Origin of the sequence: Pseudomonas fluorescens (assembly GCF_902497785.1) — a bacterium.
Taxonomy (GTDB): Bacteria; Pseudomonadota; Gammaproteobacteria; order Pseudomonadales; family Pseudomonadaceae; genus Aquipseudomonas; species Aquipseudomonas fluorescens_BO.
This window is the reverse complement of record NZ_CABVHK010000003.1, coordinates 204,438-221,330: the sequence shown is the minus strand read 5'-3', so window position 1 is coordinate 221,330 and position 16,893 is coordinate 204,438. Positions and strand designations below refer to the sequence as shown.

Annotated in this window: 16 protein-coding genes and 1 tRNA gene; 5 read left to right on the top strand and 12 right to left on the bottom strand. The window is 53.7% G+C overall.

Going from position 1 to position 16,893, the window contains the following annotated elements; all coding sequences use genetic code 11:
* Window positions 1–41 precede the first annotated feature (41 nt).
* Window positions 42–809, top strand: coding sequence for a hypothetical protein (locus F8N62_RS06020; protein ID WP_150710083.1), 768 nt, complete (start codon window positions 42–44; stop codon window positions 807–809).
* Window positions 810–934: 125 nt separating this feature from the next.
* On the opposite strand, the gene F8N62_RS06015 is transcribed toward F8N62_RS06020, so the two are convergent.
* Window positions 935–1,756 (bottom strand): hypothetical protein, encoded by an 822-nt coding sequence (locus F8N62_RS06015; protein WP_150710082.1) that lies wholly within the window; start codon window positions 1,754–1,756, stop codon window positions 935–937.
* Window positions 1,757–2,330: 574 nt separating this feature from the next.
* Here F8N62_RS06015 and F8N62_RS06010 point away from each other — a divergent pair.
* Entirely contained in the window at window positions 2,331–4,859 is a 2,529-nt protein-coding gene (locus F8N62_RS06010; RefSeq protein WP_191632348.1) for an ATP-binding protein, read from the top strand.
* A gap of 247 nt (window positions 4,860–5,106) precedes the next feature.
* Here F8N62_RS06010 and F8N62_RS06005 read toward each other — a convergent pair whose 3' ends face one another.
* The 11 genes from F8N62_RS06005 to F8N62_RS05950 all read right to left on the bottom strand — a co-directional run bounded on the left by F8N62_RS06005 (window position 5,107) and on the right by F8N62_RS05950 (window position 14,203).
* The gene (locus tag F8N62_RS06005) at window positions 5,107–5,292 is read right to left on the bottom strand and encodes a hypothetical protein (RefSeq protein ID WP_150710080.1); all 186 of its coding nucleotides are present in this window, start codon (window positions 5,290–5,292) and stop codon (window positions 5,107–5,109) included.
* A 64-nt stretch (window positions 5,293–5,356) separates the two neighbouring features.
* Window positions 5,357–6,199 carry a chromosome segregation protein SMC gene (locus F8N62_RS06000; protein ID WP_150710079.1) on the bottom strand — a complete coding sequence of 281 codons (843 nt, stop codon included), beginning with the start codon at window positions 6,197–6,199 and terminating at the stop codon, window positions 5,357–5,359.
* 86 nt (window positions 6,200–6,285) lie between these two features.
* Window positions 6,286–9,177 carry a DUF927 domain-containing protein gene (locus tag F8N62_RS05995; RefSeq protein WP_150710078.1) on the bottom strand — a complete coding sequence of 964 codons (2,892 nt, stop codon included), beginning with the start codon at window positions 9,175–9,177 and terminating at the stop codon, window positions 6,286–6,288.
* The gene (locus F8N62_RS05990; RefSeq protein ID WP_095127669.1) at window positions 9,174–9,458 is read right to left on the bottom strand and encodes a DUF3077 domain-containing protein; all 285 of its coding nucleotides are present in this window, start codon (window positions 9,456–9,458) and stop codon (window positions 9,174–9,176) included. The genes F8N62_RS05995 and F8N62_RS05990 overlap by 4 nt, the downstream gene beginning before the upstream one ends.
* Window positions 9,455–9,736, bottom strand: coding sequence for a hypothetical protein (locus F8N62_RS05985; protein ID WP_150710077.1), 282 nt, complete (start codon window positions 9,734–9,736; stop codon window positions 9,455–9,457). The genes F8N62_RS05990 and F8N62_RS05985 overlap by 4 nt, the downstream gene beginning before the upstream one ends.
* A gap of 529 nt (window positions 9,737–10,265) precedes the next feature.
* A complete protein-coding gene (locus F8N62_RS05975) occupies window positions 10,266–10,607 on the bottom strand; it encodes a hypothetical protein (protein WP_150710076.1) in 342 nt (113 codons plus the stop codon).
* A complete protein-coding gene (locus F8N62_RS05970; RefSeq protein WP_150710075.1) occupies window positions 10,604–11,212 on the bottom strand; it encodes a hypothetical protein in 609 nt (202 codons plus the stop codon). The genes F8N62_RS05975 and F8N62_RS05970 overlap by 4 nt, the downstream gene beginning before the upstream one ends.
* Window positions 11,209–11,490 (bottom strand): helix-turn-helix transcriptional regulator, encoded by a 282-nt coding sequence (locus tag F8N62_RS05965; protein WP_150710074.1) that lies wholly within the window; start codon window positions 11,488–11,490, stop codon window positions 11,209–11,211. Before F8N62_RS05965 ends, F8N62_RS05970 begins: the two co-directional genes overlap by 4 nt.
* Window positions 11,491–11,582: 92 nt before the next feature.
* The gene (locus tag F8N62_RS05960; protein WP_150710073.1) at window positions 11,583–12,428 is read right to left on the bottom strand and encodes a hypothetical protein; all 846 of its coding nucleotides are present in this window, start codon (window positions 12,426–12,428) and stop codon (window positions 11,583–11,585) included.
* Window positions 12,429–12,711: 283 nt separating this feature from the next.
* A complete protein-coding gene (locus F8N62_RS05955; RefSeq protein WP_150710072.1) occupies window positions 12,712–13,953 on the bottom strand; it encodes a tyrosine-type recombinase/integrase in 1,242 nt (413 codons plus the stop codon).
* Window positions 13,954–14,118: 165 nt separating this feature from the next.
* A tRNA-Leu gene (locus F8N62_RS05950) sits at window positions 14,119–14,203 on the bottom strand.
* Window positions 14,204–14,311: 108 nt separating this feature from the next.
* On the opposite strand from F8N62_RS05950, the gene queA reads away from it, so the two are divergent.
* Genes queA through yajC form a run of 3 tightly spaced genes read left to right on the top strand, consistent with a single transcriptional unit; the run spans window position 14,312 to window position 16,873 of the window.
* Entirely contained in the window at window positions 14,312–15,361 is a 1,050-nt protein-coding gene (queA, locus tag F8N62_RS05945) for a tRNA preQ1(34) S-adenosylmethionine ribosyltransferase-isomerase QueA (protein WP_150710071.1), read from the top strand.
* Window positions 15,362–15,375: 14 nt separating this feature from the next.
* On the top strand, window positions 15,376–16,491 hold the full coding sequence (gene tgt / locus F8N62_RS05940; RefSeq protein WP_191632353.1) for a tRNA guanosine(34) transglycosylase Tgt: 1,116 nt from the start codon (window positions 15,376–15,378) through the stop codon (window positions 16,489–16,491).
* A gap of 43 nt (window positions 16,492–16,534) precedes the next feature.
* Window positions 16,535–16,873 (top strand): preprotein translocase subunit YajC, encoded by a 339-nt coding sequence (gene yajC, locus F8N62_RS05935; RefSeq protein ID WP_131059389.1) that lies wholly within the window; start codon window positions 16,535–16,537, stop codon window positions 16,871–16,873.
* The last annotated feature ends 20 nt before the right edge of the window (window positions 16,874–16,893 follow it).

Below are 16,893 nucleotides of genomic sequence, written 5' to 3'. Positions count from 1 at the left end.
AAAGACCTTAAAATGAGTCTGTGAAAAAAGGGGTATTCAAGTTGAATCTAAAAGAAAAGATCTCTGAAATTACGAGCGGTTATGACGCGGAAGTCGCTAGAACAAAACTGCTGTCAGCATTTCTGGGGCGTGTTGCTATAAGTGAAGCCGAAAGTATCACTGGACTTTATGATGAGTTAGATAAAGTAATATCGGGTGAGATAGTGCACTCTGCCGCCCCAGGCGACAGGCGGTTTATTAGTGTGCCGAAGAAGCTCTTAATTGATGTGGCTACCCCATTAAAAAAGCAGGGTAGTGATTTGCTAAGCCTGCCTGAGCTGTGTTTGCGCATGACCTATGTTCATTTGATCACGCTATTCGAAGCGGCCCTAAGCGATATTATAAGGGCCACTCTTCTGTACAAACCTAAAATATTGAAATCAAAGAAGATGATTTCTTATGAGGATGTTCTTAGCGAGCCAGATATGGGGTCGCTTGTAGCAAAAATTGTAGATAAAGAAATCTCCGATCTCACATATGGCTCGATAGATGATTTAATTGAGTACCTTAAAAACAAGCTTCACATACCTATAGAATTTTTGCCAGAAGAAAAGGAAGAGTTGAATTGGTGTAAGGCGCAGAGAAATATTTTGGTTCATAACCAAGGAAGGGTAGATGAAAAATTTTTGCGCGTTAGAGCCATCAGTAAATACTCAATGGGAGAAAGTATTATTATTACCGAGTCGGATTGGGATGATGCCCGATATCTTCTCAAAGGAATAGTGTCGGCTCTTGAAAGTGCTGTTGTAAGAAAGTTTAAGTTGGCGTGACGATTACTCGCTCGATGAGGGGGGCTGAGAATTTGACAAGATGCTGCCCCGAATGAAACTCTTCCTGAAGCCGTTTTTTTTCAACATGTCGACAGGAGCCATTCAGCGTATTTGTAAACAAGAAGTTATAGTTGCTTGCTGCTCAGCCAATTAATGGTGCGAAGTTTCAGGATTTCTTTGCTGACAGATTCATTGTAATCTATAGATATCTTGCTGCGCGTACGATCAATCGCCGCTTGAAGTTTAGCGTTTTTATCTATGAGACCAGGTGCAAGATTTTCTATGAGTCTATCTAGTTGCTCTGCTTCCTCTGCATAGTGCCCCGGAGGTGTCAGTGTGGTTGGGTCATTTGCAGCCAGCTCTGGAACAGAATTTATATCAAATAGTGCTTTTTTTTGGATCTGCGACAAATTCACGGCGATTATTTCTATTTTATCTTTAAGTTGTGAATAGTCATCGGCGGTGAGTATGGCTTCAGCTTTTCGCTGTTTGAACTCATCCCGCATACACTGTGCCGCGTCGACCTTTAATAGATGGTATCCTAGCTCTTTGCCTTCCGAAGTGTTAGTTGGATCTGGCCGTGTTATCAGTCCTGAACAATAAGGCGCGATTGAAATTATCCCTTTAATTAAATCTGTTCTGTTACGTTCGTAGATTTCAAGTTTAACTTTTTCAAGAGAGGCAGTCGCGGCGATGAGCTTACTGTTCATCGCGCTGAGTTCAGCCTCGCGCCGAGCTATGCTTTCCTCTAGTGCAGCAGTCTTATATAAAGGGATAACCGTAAAATAAAACGCTCCAATGGTAAGTGCGAGAAGACCAAACTGAGACAAATGACTTAGCCGGGAAAGCCAGACATCCAAATCGCTATGATATTTATTCTGATTTGTGTGCTTCTGGGATTCAGATGAACTTTCTTCGATGGGCTTTTTTTTTGAAAGGCGCTGCACGAACTACGCTCCATAGGTAGGGGAGATCGCCCCTCATCTGGTAATTATACCTAAACTACTTTCGTTAACCGAAGGCAGACCTTGGTGAACATCATCTTAGAGCTGAAAGCTGTCTCCGTCGAACATCCTCTTTTGGCCGAGGCTGTGTAAAGACGTTTAGAGCAGGTTTGACGGTCTGATTCTGAACGAAATTTGCTCGCCTACGCAGATTTTAGGTCCACTGAGCTGCCGCCAATCACTGGCAGATTTTGCTTAGCGACACAGACTTGAAAACAGGACCTGCGTTTTTACACAACCTGGGCCGTTAGCGGTCTGTCAGGAAGAGCCGCAATCGACCCACAGCTACCCAGCAACAGCGTATGAGAAGGGATATCTTCGCTTTCATTCCGTTAGCACAAAACCCTTTGCCGTTGTGCAAACACCGTGAGAAGTGGTATATCAGATCGTGTAGTGGCTTTTTGACGCCTTAAGGCGTGTTGATCGTATCTTCAACCCTACATTTGCTAGAAAACAATAGTCATTAGCAGTCAGATTTCAATAATTAAGTCCCTATTAGCGTGTACAAGGAATGGCCATGAATGTTACGGAGTTAAAGAAAGAGATTTATACAAAAATTCAGGCTGGCGCTTTGTCTGAGGCGGTTTTAAATCTTATAATTCCTAATTACAATCCTGTGCCTATCGAGTGTGAGCTCTGGGACTATAAAGAGGTTTATGAGGATAGCGCGCATGATTATTCAAAGACTGTGCGATCTATCGCGAGTTTCTATAATACTTATGGTGGTTATATAGTATACGGTGTAAAGGAGGTGGAGAAAGACCAACGATTTGAACTTGTTGGAGTTGAACCGAACGGATTAAATGTACAAAAACTTAAGGGTCAACTTGATAAGTATTTTGGTCAGCGTCTTGACATAAGTATTATCGAAATTCCCTATGGATCTCCCTCTGTCACCATAGGGTTGCTTCATGTGCCTAAGCGGCCAGAGCAATTGCATACCATATCTGCCAGTAAAAGGGCAGACGATGCAAAAAACAAACAGATTTTCAGCGAGGGAGCAACTCTTTATCGCGCCGGGGACGAGTGTAAACAAGCGGTGACTCATGCTGACTTTGAGTTTCTCACAAGTGGTCGTGATTTACTCGCACTGCTGGAAGGCCGTTTTGTTAAGAAGATAAATCTACTTGATCATAATCTCCCCGATCGAAATTTTGTTTGCCCCAATTTTGTTGGACGTGTAGAAATAATTCAGAAGCTCTGGGCTTGGTTGTCTGACGAATTTCAGTATGCGAAGGTTTTGGCCGGAGAAGGCGGAAAAGGTAAAACCTCTATCGCGTATGAGTTTTGTCAATTGATAGCGTCAACCGGCGCTCCGCTATTTGATCAGATCATTTGGTTAACCGCCAAGACTCAGCAGTTTAAAGCTGGTATGGACGGCTTTATTGGGACCCCGGAAACACACTACTCCAACCTTGAAACTCTTTTAGTTGCTATTTGTCAAAAAACAGGGACTTTAGATTCAGAGTTAGAGGATGTTTCCATCAATCAGCTAAAAAGGCTTGCTAGACAGAATTTGCAAACCTTCCCTTCGTTTATTGTGGTTGATGATGTCGATTCAGCGGACGTCGATGAGCAGAAAAGAATCATGGAAACTGCTCGTGAAATTGGCGGAAGTAATTCAAAAATACTTCTGACTACGCGATCAAATGTAAGTTACTCATCTGATACCGCTATCGAAGTGCCTGGCTTGTCAGGAGAGGAATACGTCCATTACATTGATGAGCTTAAGTCATCTATGGGGTTTGAAGGTATTACCTCAAAGTCAATAAGGAAACTAGAAGAGGCGTCTGAAGGATCGCCTTTATTTACTGAATCTATTCTTCGCTTGTGCCGTGTCGGATATTCTATAGATAAAGCGATAGCTGAGTGGCAAGGCAAAAAGGGTGAGGCGGTACGGAGTGCGGCTCTTCGTCGAGAAATTCATCAGTTGAGTCCTGAAGCTAGGAAGATTCTGCTGACGATCTCATTCATTGGATCTTGCTCTCTGGCTGAGCTTAGGCATTATACGGAGTTGGAGCAGCTGTTAATCGAAGACGCCATATTAGAGTTGGGTCGACTATTTCTTTTGCAATCAGCTTCATTTATTGAATCAGAACCTCGCTTCAAATGCTCTCAATCAATTGTTAATTTAACCTTGTCCCTCAAGGATGAGGTGGTAACTAATGCTGATCGCTACCTTGGATATGTTAAGGGAAGGGCCCAGGCTTTAAGGGCCAACTCTTCTCAGAGTAGTCAGGTGGCGGTGGGAGAAGCAATTCGTCAATCTGTTGCACTCCTTAAAGAGTATGACTTTTTAAAGGCGCGTGCGACCATCAAGTCGTTATTGCGGAAACAGCAGTACAAAAACAATCCAGATCTTCTGTTGGCATTAGCGCAGATCGACTCTTTTGATCCTGGAGCGGAAATAAATTCCGTACGGAGCGCCTTTAAAGATGCGTATCTACACGGGCAAAGGAAAGAGTTGCTATTTGATCTTTGGTTTCAAGTTGAGGCTCGAGTAGGTAATAAGTCTGAACTCGTAGATGTTTGTCGGCTGGCGATAATTGACGGAAAGCTAGCCAGTACGAAGTGGTTTAGAAGATCGGCTGAAGCTAAACTTTTGCTCTCTTGTGTGGTGGGGTCAGTCGCCCGACAAATAGAGCTTTTAGCGGGTGCTTATGATGACGTATCAAAGGCGTTTAGGAAAAGCCACGGCGCCCTTAAGCACGAGCTGAAAGAGCTCTCAGTTAGTGTTCTTGACGCTCTCTGGAAAGTTTGCTCCCAAGAGCGTGAGGATTACACTGCCTTGAAGGCTATGCAGAAGGCGATTAAGGCTGGCGATATTAGAAGTGTGAATTATTATCGTCTCGCTGAAGCTGCAAACTCAGTGTTTTTAAATTATACCGCCGAGGGGTTGAGTTCGCGCCGAAAAAAAGAGCTTGCCGCTAATTACTCTGAGTGTAAAAGTATTTTGGCAGATATCATTGAGGGCTTAGATGATTCTAGGGTTGAAGTACATAACTCGTTAGAGGAAGCCAGCCAAAAACTTAAGTCTGCATCCTGATCTTGATATTTAACTAATATTCCTAGGAGTTGTTTTTGGGAAGGACAAGCTATACGGAGTTTGGGTGCTAGGTTGTTTTTATAATATTCAAGCTCCGTTAAGCTGATGTAGTTCTCAATTTTGTGGACACATTTTTCAATAGCTTAGTTTTGCTCCACATTGCTGGAGCTGACTGCCGCTATTGCCTGGAAGCTGGCTGCGGAATTTGAATGCAACGGAAGCTTTTGCGAGCTTCCGTTTATCTTCATTACCGTTTTTTCAGCTTATGCTCGATTAGCCCCATTTCTGCCTTGATCGCAGTGATGGTGAGCTTCTGCATCGCTGTGCTTTTTCCGATTTTGGTATCCACGATCTTGAGTAGGGCGGTCAGGTGGGCTTTTCTCGCTTGAAGCGTTTCGGTTAGGGATGAGCTGTTTTCTATCGCTGTGTTCATGACTTCGATCCTTGGAGTGATTTAAACAGCCCGCGATTGCAGGCTGTTTCGGGGTAATCTGCAGTTACATCGAGAGCAGATCGCGCGTGCGATGCTGGCGGCCACGGTCCGCCAGTTCGCTCCACCTCCAACTGCCGAAGTTTTCACCTTGCTCCGGGATGTCGAGCTTCATTAAGGACACCGGGTCACGGCCTATCAGCCGAGCTGCGGCGTACAGCTTGCCTCCCACATCTAGCAGCGCTTGGGCGGCTTCATTCCACGCTTCCTCCAGCGCGTTGTGGACCAGCCGCAAGGCTGTATCCTCAATTTTTTGGTGTTCTACCTGAGCCTCGCTGATGTGTCGGTCTACGATGGCCAGCTCTTGCTCCAAGGCGGTGATGATCAGGAGCTGGCGGCGATGTTGTTCGGTGGCGGTACTGAGGTTTTTCGCGGCTTTCTGAGCGTCGGTGCTAGCTGCTTTTTCGCCGTCGACGTCGCCCCACGCCACGGCCTGTGCGTAAGCGGTAGCCGCCTGAGTCTCAGCCTGCCGTGCGCTGGTAATCTCCTCCTGTGCTTGCTGACGAATTTCCTCCAGGCGAGTGCTCAGGCTTTGCCGTTTATCGTTAAGCTCCAGCTCATCCGCCATCCAGTTAGCCATGTCGGTAATGTAGCCTTCCATCAAGCTTTCTCGGTTGGCCAGCTTCTCCAGGCGGTCCAGCGTTTGGTCGAGTCGGAAGATCTGATGATCGATTGAGTCGATTTTGATTTGGCGACTGCTGATTTCATGCCTGACGTCGCTCTCTCGGCCGTTGTTAATGACGTCCTCGCTGTGAAGCGCTGACTCAAAAGGTGGTATTTCCTTTTTGAGCGCCTCCATTTCGATGACTTTATTGGCGCGTGCGTCTTTCAGTTGTTCAATTCGGTTCATGAGTTTTGTCCTGATGATTTAATTGGGGTTTGGAGTGGCTGGCGAGGCCGATTAAGCCGGCTCTACCTCAGTCAGTAGGCCCGCCGTCAGGCGGCCTGAGCCTCGCTCTCATCCGCTACCGGCACGGTCTTCACCACGTAGCAACGCTGTATGCCCATCCCGGGTAAACGGACGGCGCAGGAGGCTTTGCCGTTGGGACCTGGCTCAAGGACGCCACGGCGTATCAGCTCCTTGTTCACTGCGTTGATGTTCATGCCTTTGAACACCTCGGAGCGCCAAGCCTCCGGCAACACGTAGTAGGTGTTGGTGGTGTGCAACGCGTCACCGAGGCCATGCTCCAGCGTCTTGCGAAAACCCAGCCGGTCAATGGTGCGTGGACCGTGCTCATCGATCTTCGCGGCGGCCGACTCCCAGCGGGTGAAACGGCTTTCACCGAAGCGCTCGATGACCTGACGCAACCGCGCCAAGATCGCGTCCCCTTCCAAGTTGCCAGCCCCGCCGCGCTCATTCATCCAGGCACTGAGGCACACCCGAGCTGCGGTGGTGGCGGCGCCATCGGGCCAGCCGGTAATCCCCATCGCGGTGGCCAGTTCGCCGGCTGCTGCGGCCAGACCGAAACGGGCCGCCGCACGATGCGCCTGACCGCTGGCCGAGGCAGGTAGCGCTTTGGCGATGAACCCCTCCAAGGTGTGGCGCAGGATCGCCGACCAAGCATGTCGCTTACCGGGCTCACAGAGGGCCGACAGGAAGGCGGTGAGCGGTGTGCCGTAGTACTTGGCCACCCGTGCCTTGAGTGCATCGGAGAGGGCGGCGGCGTCATCAAAGCCGTTCAGTACGTCGAACATGCCCAGGCCCTTGCTGGCATCCGCTGGTACGGCAAGCATGCGCACTTCCATACCGGCTTTCAGTTCCTTGTTGGCTTCAGCCATGTGCTGCGCCAAGGTCTTCTCGCCAGTCGAGAGAAACAGCAAACGCCACTCCTGCACCTGGCGGCCGGCTTGTCCGCGATCATTGGCGCGAGCCTTACCGGTGCCGTTGCCGAGCATGTACACCGTTTCGCCAATGATGCGCGGGTCACACATGCCGATTTCATCCAGCACCAGGAGCCCGTCGGAGTGCGCGGCGGCGATGGATTCCAAGGCGTTATCGGTCGAGCGCCAGGAGCGCACCAGACGCGGCCCACCGTAGATCGAGGCGGCCACTTGCAGGTGCGTGGTCTTGCCGCCCGAGCTATCTCCGTAGAGGTGGAAGCCACCCGACTCATGGCCGAGCATGTGCAACAGCGGACCGGCAAACGCCACGCTGGCCACAAACGCCAAGCGGTGATTGCCGATGCACAAGGCGCCGATCTGCTCTTGCCACTGTTCCAGGGTGCCGGCTTCGCTGATGGGCGGAAGCTGCGCGCCGGCCTCATAGAAGTGCAGGTGTTCGGTGTGCAAGCCGACCTGCTGTTCGGGCAGCAAGAAGGCGCTGTCATGCCAGCCCAAACGGGTGACCAAGCGTGCGCGCTGGGCGCTCTCGAAGCCGCCGAGGTAACTCTGCAGGTCGTTGCGGGCATTGCGACCGGAGCGACTGCCGGCGAGACGCAAACCCATGTCCACCAGTGGACCTAGCACGTCCTTGCCGAAGTCGCCGGTCATGGTCCGCGCCGGAATGTTCCAGCGTTTTTTGGCGCCGTCGGGATCGTCGAACTCGACCAGCAAACCCCAGTTATGCCCCTGTGCATCACGGGTGCGCGCCAGGATTTCCAGCGGCGAACACACGGGGCGGGCCTCGCCATCGTCACCGGAATAAAACACGCCTTCGGCTGTTAGGCGAAAGCCACCGGGCAGCAGATCGTTTTTGGGTTTGGTGGCGCGCTTGCTCGCTGGTTTGGCTTTAACTTCCGGTGATTCAGCCGGTGCTTTTTCCGGCTCAACACCGAACAGTTCGCCGCTGCGTTCCAACTCGGCGACGTGCGCCGCCGTCCAGCCTTTGGCTTGGGCATCGGCCGCGTCGTCACCGTCTTCCCATTGGTCACCCTTGGCGAACGTCGGTTGGTCATTCGTGAACGTGGGCTTGCGTTTGAAGACGTTCAGGGCGATCACGCGCACCGACGCGGCACCGATCTGTTGCAGTTGTTTGGCGATGGCGTCCATGCAGCTTTTGCCACTAGCGTCGTTGTCTGGCCACACCACCACGGACCGACCTTTGAGCGGTGTCAGGTCAGCTTTGTGCCAGGAGTTCGAACCGTTCGGCCAGCACGTGGCCACGTAGCTGGGCAGCAGCTCCGCCGCAGCGTCGGCGGCCTTTTCGCCTTCGCACAGAATGACTGGAGCCTCTGCGCGTTGCGCCAGTTCATGCAGGTGCAGCAGTGGACGCGGCTCCGGCAAGCCTTGCCAGCGCCATTGCTGCGTTTGACCGTCGGCACGTTGGCACCAGGTCAACGGGGCAAACACCTTGCGGGGCTTGCCGTCTTCATCCGGGCCCAAATCGAAGCGGTAGAGCGCCATGACCGGCTGGCCCTGAGCGTCGCGATACATCCAGACTTTCGAAGGTGCGCCGTGCTGTCGGTGTTTGGCCGGGCACTTGCTCATGGCCTCGGCCGGGATCGGCTGTATGGCCAGCCATTCCGGTGTTTTGCTTTTGCTGGGGCTTGGCTTCGATTCAGCCGTCCAAGCGGTAACGTGCAGCAGATCCGCCAGCTTGTTGCAGGCTTCGACGTCGGTGCCGCCATCGAGATAGCGCACCAGATCGATCAGATCGCCGCCCTTGTCACCGGTGGCAAAATCCGCCCAGGTGCCTTTGCTCAAGTTGACCTTGAGGGAGCCGGCGCGCTTGTCGGCGCGGGTGGGGTTGGCAGCGGTGTATTCCTTGCCGCCGTCGACGCGTTTGCCGTTGGGCAGCCAATGGGCTAGCACGCGATCAATGTTCTGCAGCGCACCGGCTTTGACTTGGGCGAACGTGGGGCGACGGGCATTGGAGGTAGAGGCCTTCATACGCCACCGCCTTGGGCCAATTGCAACCCGCTGGTAACGTCATCAATGATGGCTTTGGCCATCTCGCTCAAATAATGCGAAGCCCAGACCATCGCGTCGTTGTCATTCTCCATGCCGCTCAAGAAAGTGAGCTTGTTTACACAATCCATGAGTAGAGAAGCTTGTTCGAGCGCTTCCTCGCACGATATGCCGGCATTGATACGGAACAGTGGCTGATTCTGAGCGTTGCACTTGGCAAAGGTGGCGCCCCCCACGGTATTGATCGCAATGGAAGGGTTCATTGGGCGCCTCCACTCACGGGTGGCCGAGTGGAGTTGTCGGCGTGCACGGCGAGGGTGCGGATCAGTCCCAACGTCCCTCGAACGTCCCACAGCGCCGCCGCGATGACATGGTTGGCCAGACGTGGTCCGTCGCACTCGAACTGATCTTCAAGAAGCAAGAGCACAGAGTTGGCTCGATCCACTGCACAGGTGATGGCGTCAATCGGCACACCGGCTTCGGCGCCTTTGTGGACGCAAAGCAGATCCTCGGGCAGGGAGAAGCTCAGGGCGTGATTCATTGGGCACCGCCTGCGGTTTCGAGTGCGCGGGCTTTGGCCATATGGGCGTTGTATCGGGTGAGGCGTGTAGCGAGGCTGGAATTGGCGTGTAAAGCGGCGAGAGCCATTGCACGATGGGCAGCGGCGCGATTTTTGGACGGATTGAGGGCGTCTAGCATGTGAGGCTCCTTGTACTGAGGAACCGTCACCGTCTGCCGCCAAGCAGATTTGGGTGACGGATTGCGCAGGATTGGCGGACCGGCGTACAAGGAGACCGGCGCACCCGAGGGTGCTCCTACGCAACCCGCCATAACACAGGAATGCGGGCACAAAAAAAGCGCCTGCAATCGTAATGGGGGCGCTGTTGCGCCTTGTACTGTTTGGGCCGCCAAGCCCAACCGCTGAATTTGCAGCGACAGTCAGAGAGTAACGTCCTGTTTTCAAAAGTGCAACTGTGCGGAGATCTTGCGCATTTTTTCGATGCGACATAAATTGTGCGGGCATGTAGATTTACCTCAACGCCCCCGGATCGCTCCCGGGGGCGTTTTCGTTAGTGCTGGGTAGTGACGGGGCGGGCGAGCGTGAGCCATTGCAGGTGGTTGCCTTGGCCGGCGCGTTGCCGCATCTGCTGTAGCGCTTCGGGGTTGCGCAGCAGGTTGGGAATCAGTTCGCGAGCGTCGCTGATCACCACGTCTGCGGGCGGCTGAATGGCTAACAGCGTCCACTCCAGGTCATGCCACTGCACGATCAGCACCTGAGCGCCGGCCGAGATCGCTTGATCGCGGAGGGCAAGCAAGCGCCGGCGACCCTTGATCTCTGCGTTAGAAGGCTGAGATTCTCGAAGTGCACCGACAAGATCCAATGCTTGGTGGGGCAGAAAGGTCGGGGTCATGCTGCCTCCTGCACATTGGCAAACAGCGGTAGCGGCGTTTCGCCTTTGAGCCAAGCCAGGATCTTGCTGTCCTCGACGCACCGTCGGCGATGTTCTACCGCGAGCAGCTCCCGCCGTTGTGCCAGGCATTCATCCACGTATTCGGACAGGTCCGAGGTCAACTTCATTTCACGGTGCAGCCGTTCGCTTGCGGTTTTTTCCTCGGCAAGGTCCTGTTCAGTGATGTGTCGCCACACCGCCGGATCGTTCGCGTAACCAGTCGATTGATCGGCCAGCCAGTAGGTGACCCAGTCGGTCAAACACAGCGATTTCAGGGCGGTGCGGCGGCCCTCTTTCATCGCGAAATGGCCCGTACCGTGGATGCTGGAAAACTCTCTGCGTACCGCGGTTTTGCGGAGCAGTTCAGGCAATTCCCACGGATTGGGTTTAAGCGGAAGGACCAGGCCATCAGGGTTGAAAAAGAAGGCTTCTTGTTCTTCCCCGCTCCAGCTCACACCTGCGATGGTGCGATGCCGCCAGTTGATAGCATCAGGTCGATAGAGACGGAATCCGACGCTGTAGGAATCGAGAAAGGGTCCCTTGAAAGGGCAGTGGCTACGTCTCATGCGGCCACCTGATCACGGGCTTCAATGCGGCCCCGTGCCCAGGCTTGAACTTCGGCAAGCACCCACGCGACCGGCGCGCCGCGTGCGGTACTGGTGCTCAGTTTGACTGGCTGTGGGAAGCCGCATTCGGGGCGCTGCATGAGCTTGTAGATAGTGGAGCGTTTCATGCCGACGATACCCTCGACTTCGCGCATACGAATTAGGGTGGAGGCGGCATCAAACAGCGTTGCGGGATGCTTCGGGGCTTTGCTGGAAAGGGGGGTTACGTTTGGGCTCATAGGTATTGCTCTCGGCTAGTTTGGACTGACGAGAGCAATGATCTAAGCGTTGAAATGTGGTGAGCAGTTCACTTCCATTTGAAATTTCTGGTTTACATCACCCAGTAGCGTTTCAGTATGGAGTTCACCTGTTTGCGGGTTAGTGCTTTTTCCGTTTCGAGGGGGACCCATTCAGGGCGTTGTTTTATGGGTTTCGCTATTTCCCTTTCAAGCCAACAATGCGTCGCTGTTGTGACATTCCGATGCGACATACCCTTCTTCAGCAGGCTCCGTGCATGGTTGACGATAGCGGCGTCACGATCGCTGATTTCCTCATTCCGATCCTTGCCACTGAGCACGCCACCTTTTCGCCTAACTGCGTTCTTGATCGCCTCTACCGCAAAGGGTAGCAACTCGTCATCCTGTAACGATGGCAGGGAGGAGATCGGCTCTAGGTACATCACGTAATGTTCGAGCGCCTCGATACGCTCATCCGAGTTGACCTGCATTTCTACAAACTCGCAGTAAAGATCCCAAGGCCAATCCGGTATCTCTTTCGTGTGCGACCAAGCGTCTTGCTCCGCAACGCGCATCCAGTCGCTGAGAGCCTCCAGTGCTTTCACCGCACAGGCCATGATGTAGGCCGCATGTGCCTGATCGTCTGTAGCTGATGGGCAGCCACCGTATTGCCTAACCCAATCAGCCAAGCGTGCAGAGGTATCGGTTGAGGCGTACTGGAAAATAGCTTCTTCGTGCCTGGTTGTTTGGATGCACAGGGTATTTAGGTCGCTATTGATATCGTCCGTTTGAATGCGTAGGCAGCACTGATCAATCAGGTGGCAGACGTTCATGACCTGCTCACGACAGAGCGCGTAGAGCGGTTGGGTAGCGAGGAATTCGATCAGGCTTGCTGAGGGCTTAGGGCGTTCGCAGGATTCTTGAATATGGATCACTGTCACACGAACAATCTCTGTGCCATTTCACCCCGAGCCATCCCACGCCCTGTGTTTCTGTGGCACACCCAGCGCACCGAGCGTTCTCGCATACGACGGAAATGGTTAGCCAACAGTGAGAATGATGCGCTTTTGGCGTTACACGGATGTGTAGCGTTACACGACGCGTATGCCACCGCTCTCAAGAGTGTTACAGGCGTGAGGCTCAATAAATTCAAGGGTTTGATGTCGCCCGTTACACCAGTAACACGCGTAACACCGTTTTTGAAGGGGTGATGGATAAGCGATCTCATACCACCTTCCCAAACTGAACATGAAGGACATTTCCATGCTCCAGACCATCGAGGTAGTCGGCATACCACTGCATCATTGTCACTCGTTGCTCAAAGTATTGAGCCTTGTTGTACACCCCTGAAATACCTTCCTCTTTGTGAGCAAGCTGCGCTTCGACGTGTTCTTTCGGCCAGCCGTGTTCTCGAAGCAATGTACTCGCGGTGTGCCGAGTCCCGTGTCCAACTAGTCGGCCTTTGTAGCCGATGGTAGCGAATACCTTGTTGATCGTGTTTTCGCTGATGGTCGGATTTTTGGCTCCGACCCCAGGGAAGAGCCAGCGACTGCGACCGGTTAAACAGTGCAGCTCCTTCAGTGCTGTAACAGCTTGGTGGGGAAGGGGGCATGCAAAATCTCGGCGCATCTTCATCTTGGCGGATGGAGTAGTCCAAATGGCTTTCTCAAGATCAAACTCCTTCCATTCAGCCAGGCGGACCATGCCAGGTCGTGATGCCGTCCATACACAAAGCCATGCAGCAGTGCGGGCTGTCAGTCTGCTCGGGGTGTTTTTGAGAGCCTGGAGGAATTCACCCAGCTCGGGTTCCAGCAAATGCGGATGTTGCTGAGTCTTGGGGGCTTGGGCCGCAATATCGCGAAGTCGGCTGCCCGGATCGTTTTCAGTCAGTCCTAAGCCAATGGCTCGTCCGAAGATCTGATTGATCCAGGTGCGGCACTTTTCCGCCACATTGTGTGCATCTCGGGCTTCGATGGATGCCTGAAGTTCTGCGCAATCGGTACGGGTGATTTCGTCGAGGGGCTTATCTCCTAATGCTGGGAGAATGTCCTTGTCGAGGTACGTACGGATTTTGTTGAGAGTGGAGGGTGCAAGACCCTTTTCCTCTTTCGACTTGATCCAAGCATCTGCAGCAGCTCGGAAGGTGCGAGTTTTCGCCGCATCGATAGCAGCTTTTACGGATCTCTTTTGTTCGAGAGGATCGGCGCCGCTACTCACTACTTTACGCAGTTCGGCGGCTTTGTCTCGTGCCAGCGCACCACTTACTTCAGGGTAACCCCCGAGCCCCATCCAAGCCCAATTGCCCGCCGGACGTTTGTAGCGGAGTTGCCAGGATTTGCCACCATCAGGTTTGACCCTGAAGTAGAGACCATTCCCGTCCAATTCCCGGTATTCCTTTGATTCAGGCTCCAGCCCCGCAAGCGTGGTATCAGCGAGAGGGCGGCGCTTGATGTCTGCGCGCTTCATCCTTGTATCCCAAAGTTCGGTATTTTTCTCAGGATACAAGCAGGGATACAGGGATACAACGTATAGGGGGAGACAGGGGTAGATTGTCAGGCACAAAAAAACCGGCTCAAGTGGCCGGTTTCTCTGGGTCTGCAAGTCTGGTAGAGACTTGCATGTACTGCTATATGGTGCCCCGAGGGAGACTCGAACTCCCACTTCTTGCGAAAACGGATTTTGAATCCGCCGCGTCTACCAATTCCGCCATCAGGGCTCAATGGCGGCGAAGTATAGAGATGAGATTACCGTCGGTCAATCACGTTTCATGGAGAATTTTCACTATTTCCGCTAGACTTCCGGCCCCTGCTAGACGAACCCCATCATGCGCGTTGCTGACTTTACTTTCGAACTCCCTGATTCGCTGATTGCTCGCCACCCTTTGGCCGAGCGTCGCAACAGTCGCCTGTTGACCCTTGATGGTGTCAGCGGCGCCCTGGCACACCGTCAATTCACTGATTTGCTTGAGCATTTGCGCCCGGGCGATTTGATGGTGTTCAACAATACCCGGGTGATTCCGGCGCGGCTGTTTGGCCAGAAGGCTTCCGGCGGCAAGCTGGAAATTCTGGTGGAGCGGGTGCTCGACAGTCACCGCGTGCTGGCCCATGTGCGGTCCAGTAAGTCGCCGAAGCCGGGTTCGAAGATCCTCATCGATGGCGGTGGCGAGGCCGAGATGCTGGCGCGTCACGATGCGTTGTTCGAGCTGGGGTTTGCCGAAGAGGTGTTGCCGCTGCTCGACCGCGTCGGGCACATGCCGCTGCCTCCTTATATAGACCGCCCGGATGAAGGCTCGGACCGCGAGCGTTATCAGACGGTGTACGCCGAGCGCCTGGGCGCGGTCGCGGCGCCGACGGCGGGGCTGCATTTTGATCAGCCGCTGATGGAGGCGATTGCCGCCAAGGGCGTCGAAACCGCGTTCGTGACCTTGCACGTTGGTGCGGGTACGTTCCAGCCGGTGCGGGTCGAGAAGATCGAAGACCACCACATGCACAGCGAATGGCTTGAAGTCGGCCAGGACGTGGTCGATGCCGTCGCCGCTTGCCGCGCTCGCGGTGGTCGTGTGGTGGCGGTGGGGACCACGAGCGTGCGTTCGCTGGAAAGTGCCGCGCGCGATGGCGTGCTCAAGCCGTTCAGTGGCGACACCGACATCTTTATCTACCCGGGCCGGCCGTTTCATGTGGTCGATGCCCTGGTCACCAACTTCCATTTGCCCGAATCCACGCTGTTGATGCTGGTTTCGGCGTTCGCCGGTTATCCCGAAGCCATGGCCGCTTATAAAGCCGCCGTCGAGCATCAATACCGATTTTTCAGCTACGGTGATGCGATGTTTATCACCCGTAATCCCGCACCACGTGGCCCTGAGGACAAAGAATGAGTCGCCAAAGTCGTATGTCGTTTGAGTTGCTTGCTACTGACGGCAAGGCTCGTCGCGGTCGTTTGACCTTCCCGCGCGGTACCGTCGAGACCCCGGCGTTCATGCCGGTCGGGACTTACGGCACCGTGAAGGGCATGCTGCCGCGGGATATCACCGCGACCGGCGCCGAAATCATTCTGGGTAACACTTTCCACCTGTGGCTGCGTCCTGGCACCGAAGTGATCAAGAAGCACGGCGACCTGCACGATTTCATGCAGTGGAAAGGCCCGATTCTTACAGACTCCGGCGGTTTCCAGGTGTTCAGCCTCGGCGCGATGCGCAAGATCAAGGAGGAGGGCGTGACCTTCGCCTCTCCGGTCGACGGCGCCAAGGTGTTCATGGGCCCGGAAGAGTCAATGCAGGTACAGCGCGATCTGGGCTCGGACATCGTGATGATTTTCGACGAATGCACGCCATACCCGGCTGATGAAGACGTCGCACGGATTTCGATGGAGCTGTCGTTGCGTTGGGCCAAGCGTTCGAAAGAAGCCCATGGCGACAACACGGCGGCGCTGTTCGGCATCGTTCAGGGCGGCATGCACCAGGATTTGCGCATGCGTTCGCTGGAAGGTCTCGACCAGATTGGTTTCGACGGCCTGGCCATTGGCGGTCTGTCGGTGGGCGAGCCCAAGCACGAAATGATCAAGGTGCTGGATTACCTGCCGGGCCAGATGCCGGCTGACAAACCTCGTTACCTTATGGGCGTTGGCAAACCGGAAGATCTGGTTGAGGGTGTGCGCCGCGGGGTGGACATGTTCGATTGCGTGATGCCAACCCGTAATGCCCGCAATGGGCATCTGTTCATTGATACCGGCGTGCTGAAGATCCGTAACGCGTTCCATCGCCATGATGATTCGCCGCTCGATCCGACCTGCGATTGCTATACCTGCCAGAACTTCTCCCGCGCTTATCTGCATCATCTGGACAAGTGCGGCGAAATGCTGGGAAGCATGCTCAATACCATCCATAACTTGCGTCATTATCAAGTGCTTATGGCTGGTTTGCGCGAGGCTATTCAACAGGGTACATTGGCCGCCTTTGTCGATGCCTTCTACGCCAAACGCGGGCTTCCCGTTCCGCCTTTGAACTGAGTTTTCTGACCCCAAGATTCAACATTTGCAACTGGAGTGCTAAATGAGCTTTTTTATCTCGAATGCCATGGCTGACGCTGCTGCACCGGCCGCTGCCGGCCCAATGGGTGGCGGTTTTGAGTGGATTTTCCTGGTCGGTTTCCTGGTCATCTTCTACCTGATGATCTGGCGTCCACAGGCCAAGCGCGCCAAAGAGCAGAAAACCCTGCTGGGCAGCCTGCAAAAAGGCGACGAAGTTGTGACCACCGGTGGTATCGCCGGCAAGATCACTAAAGTGGCTGACGATTTCGTGGTACTGGAAGTGTCCGACACCGTCGAAATGAAGTTCCAGAAAGGCGCCATTGCCGCCACGCTGCCAAAAGGCACGCTGAAAGCGATCTAAGTTTCAACTTCTACTCAATC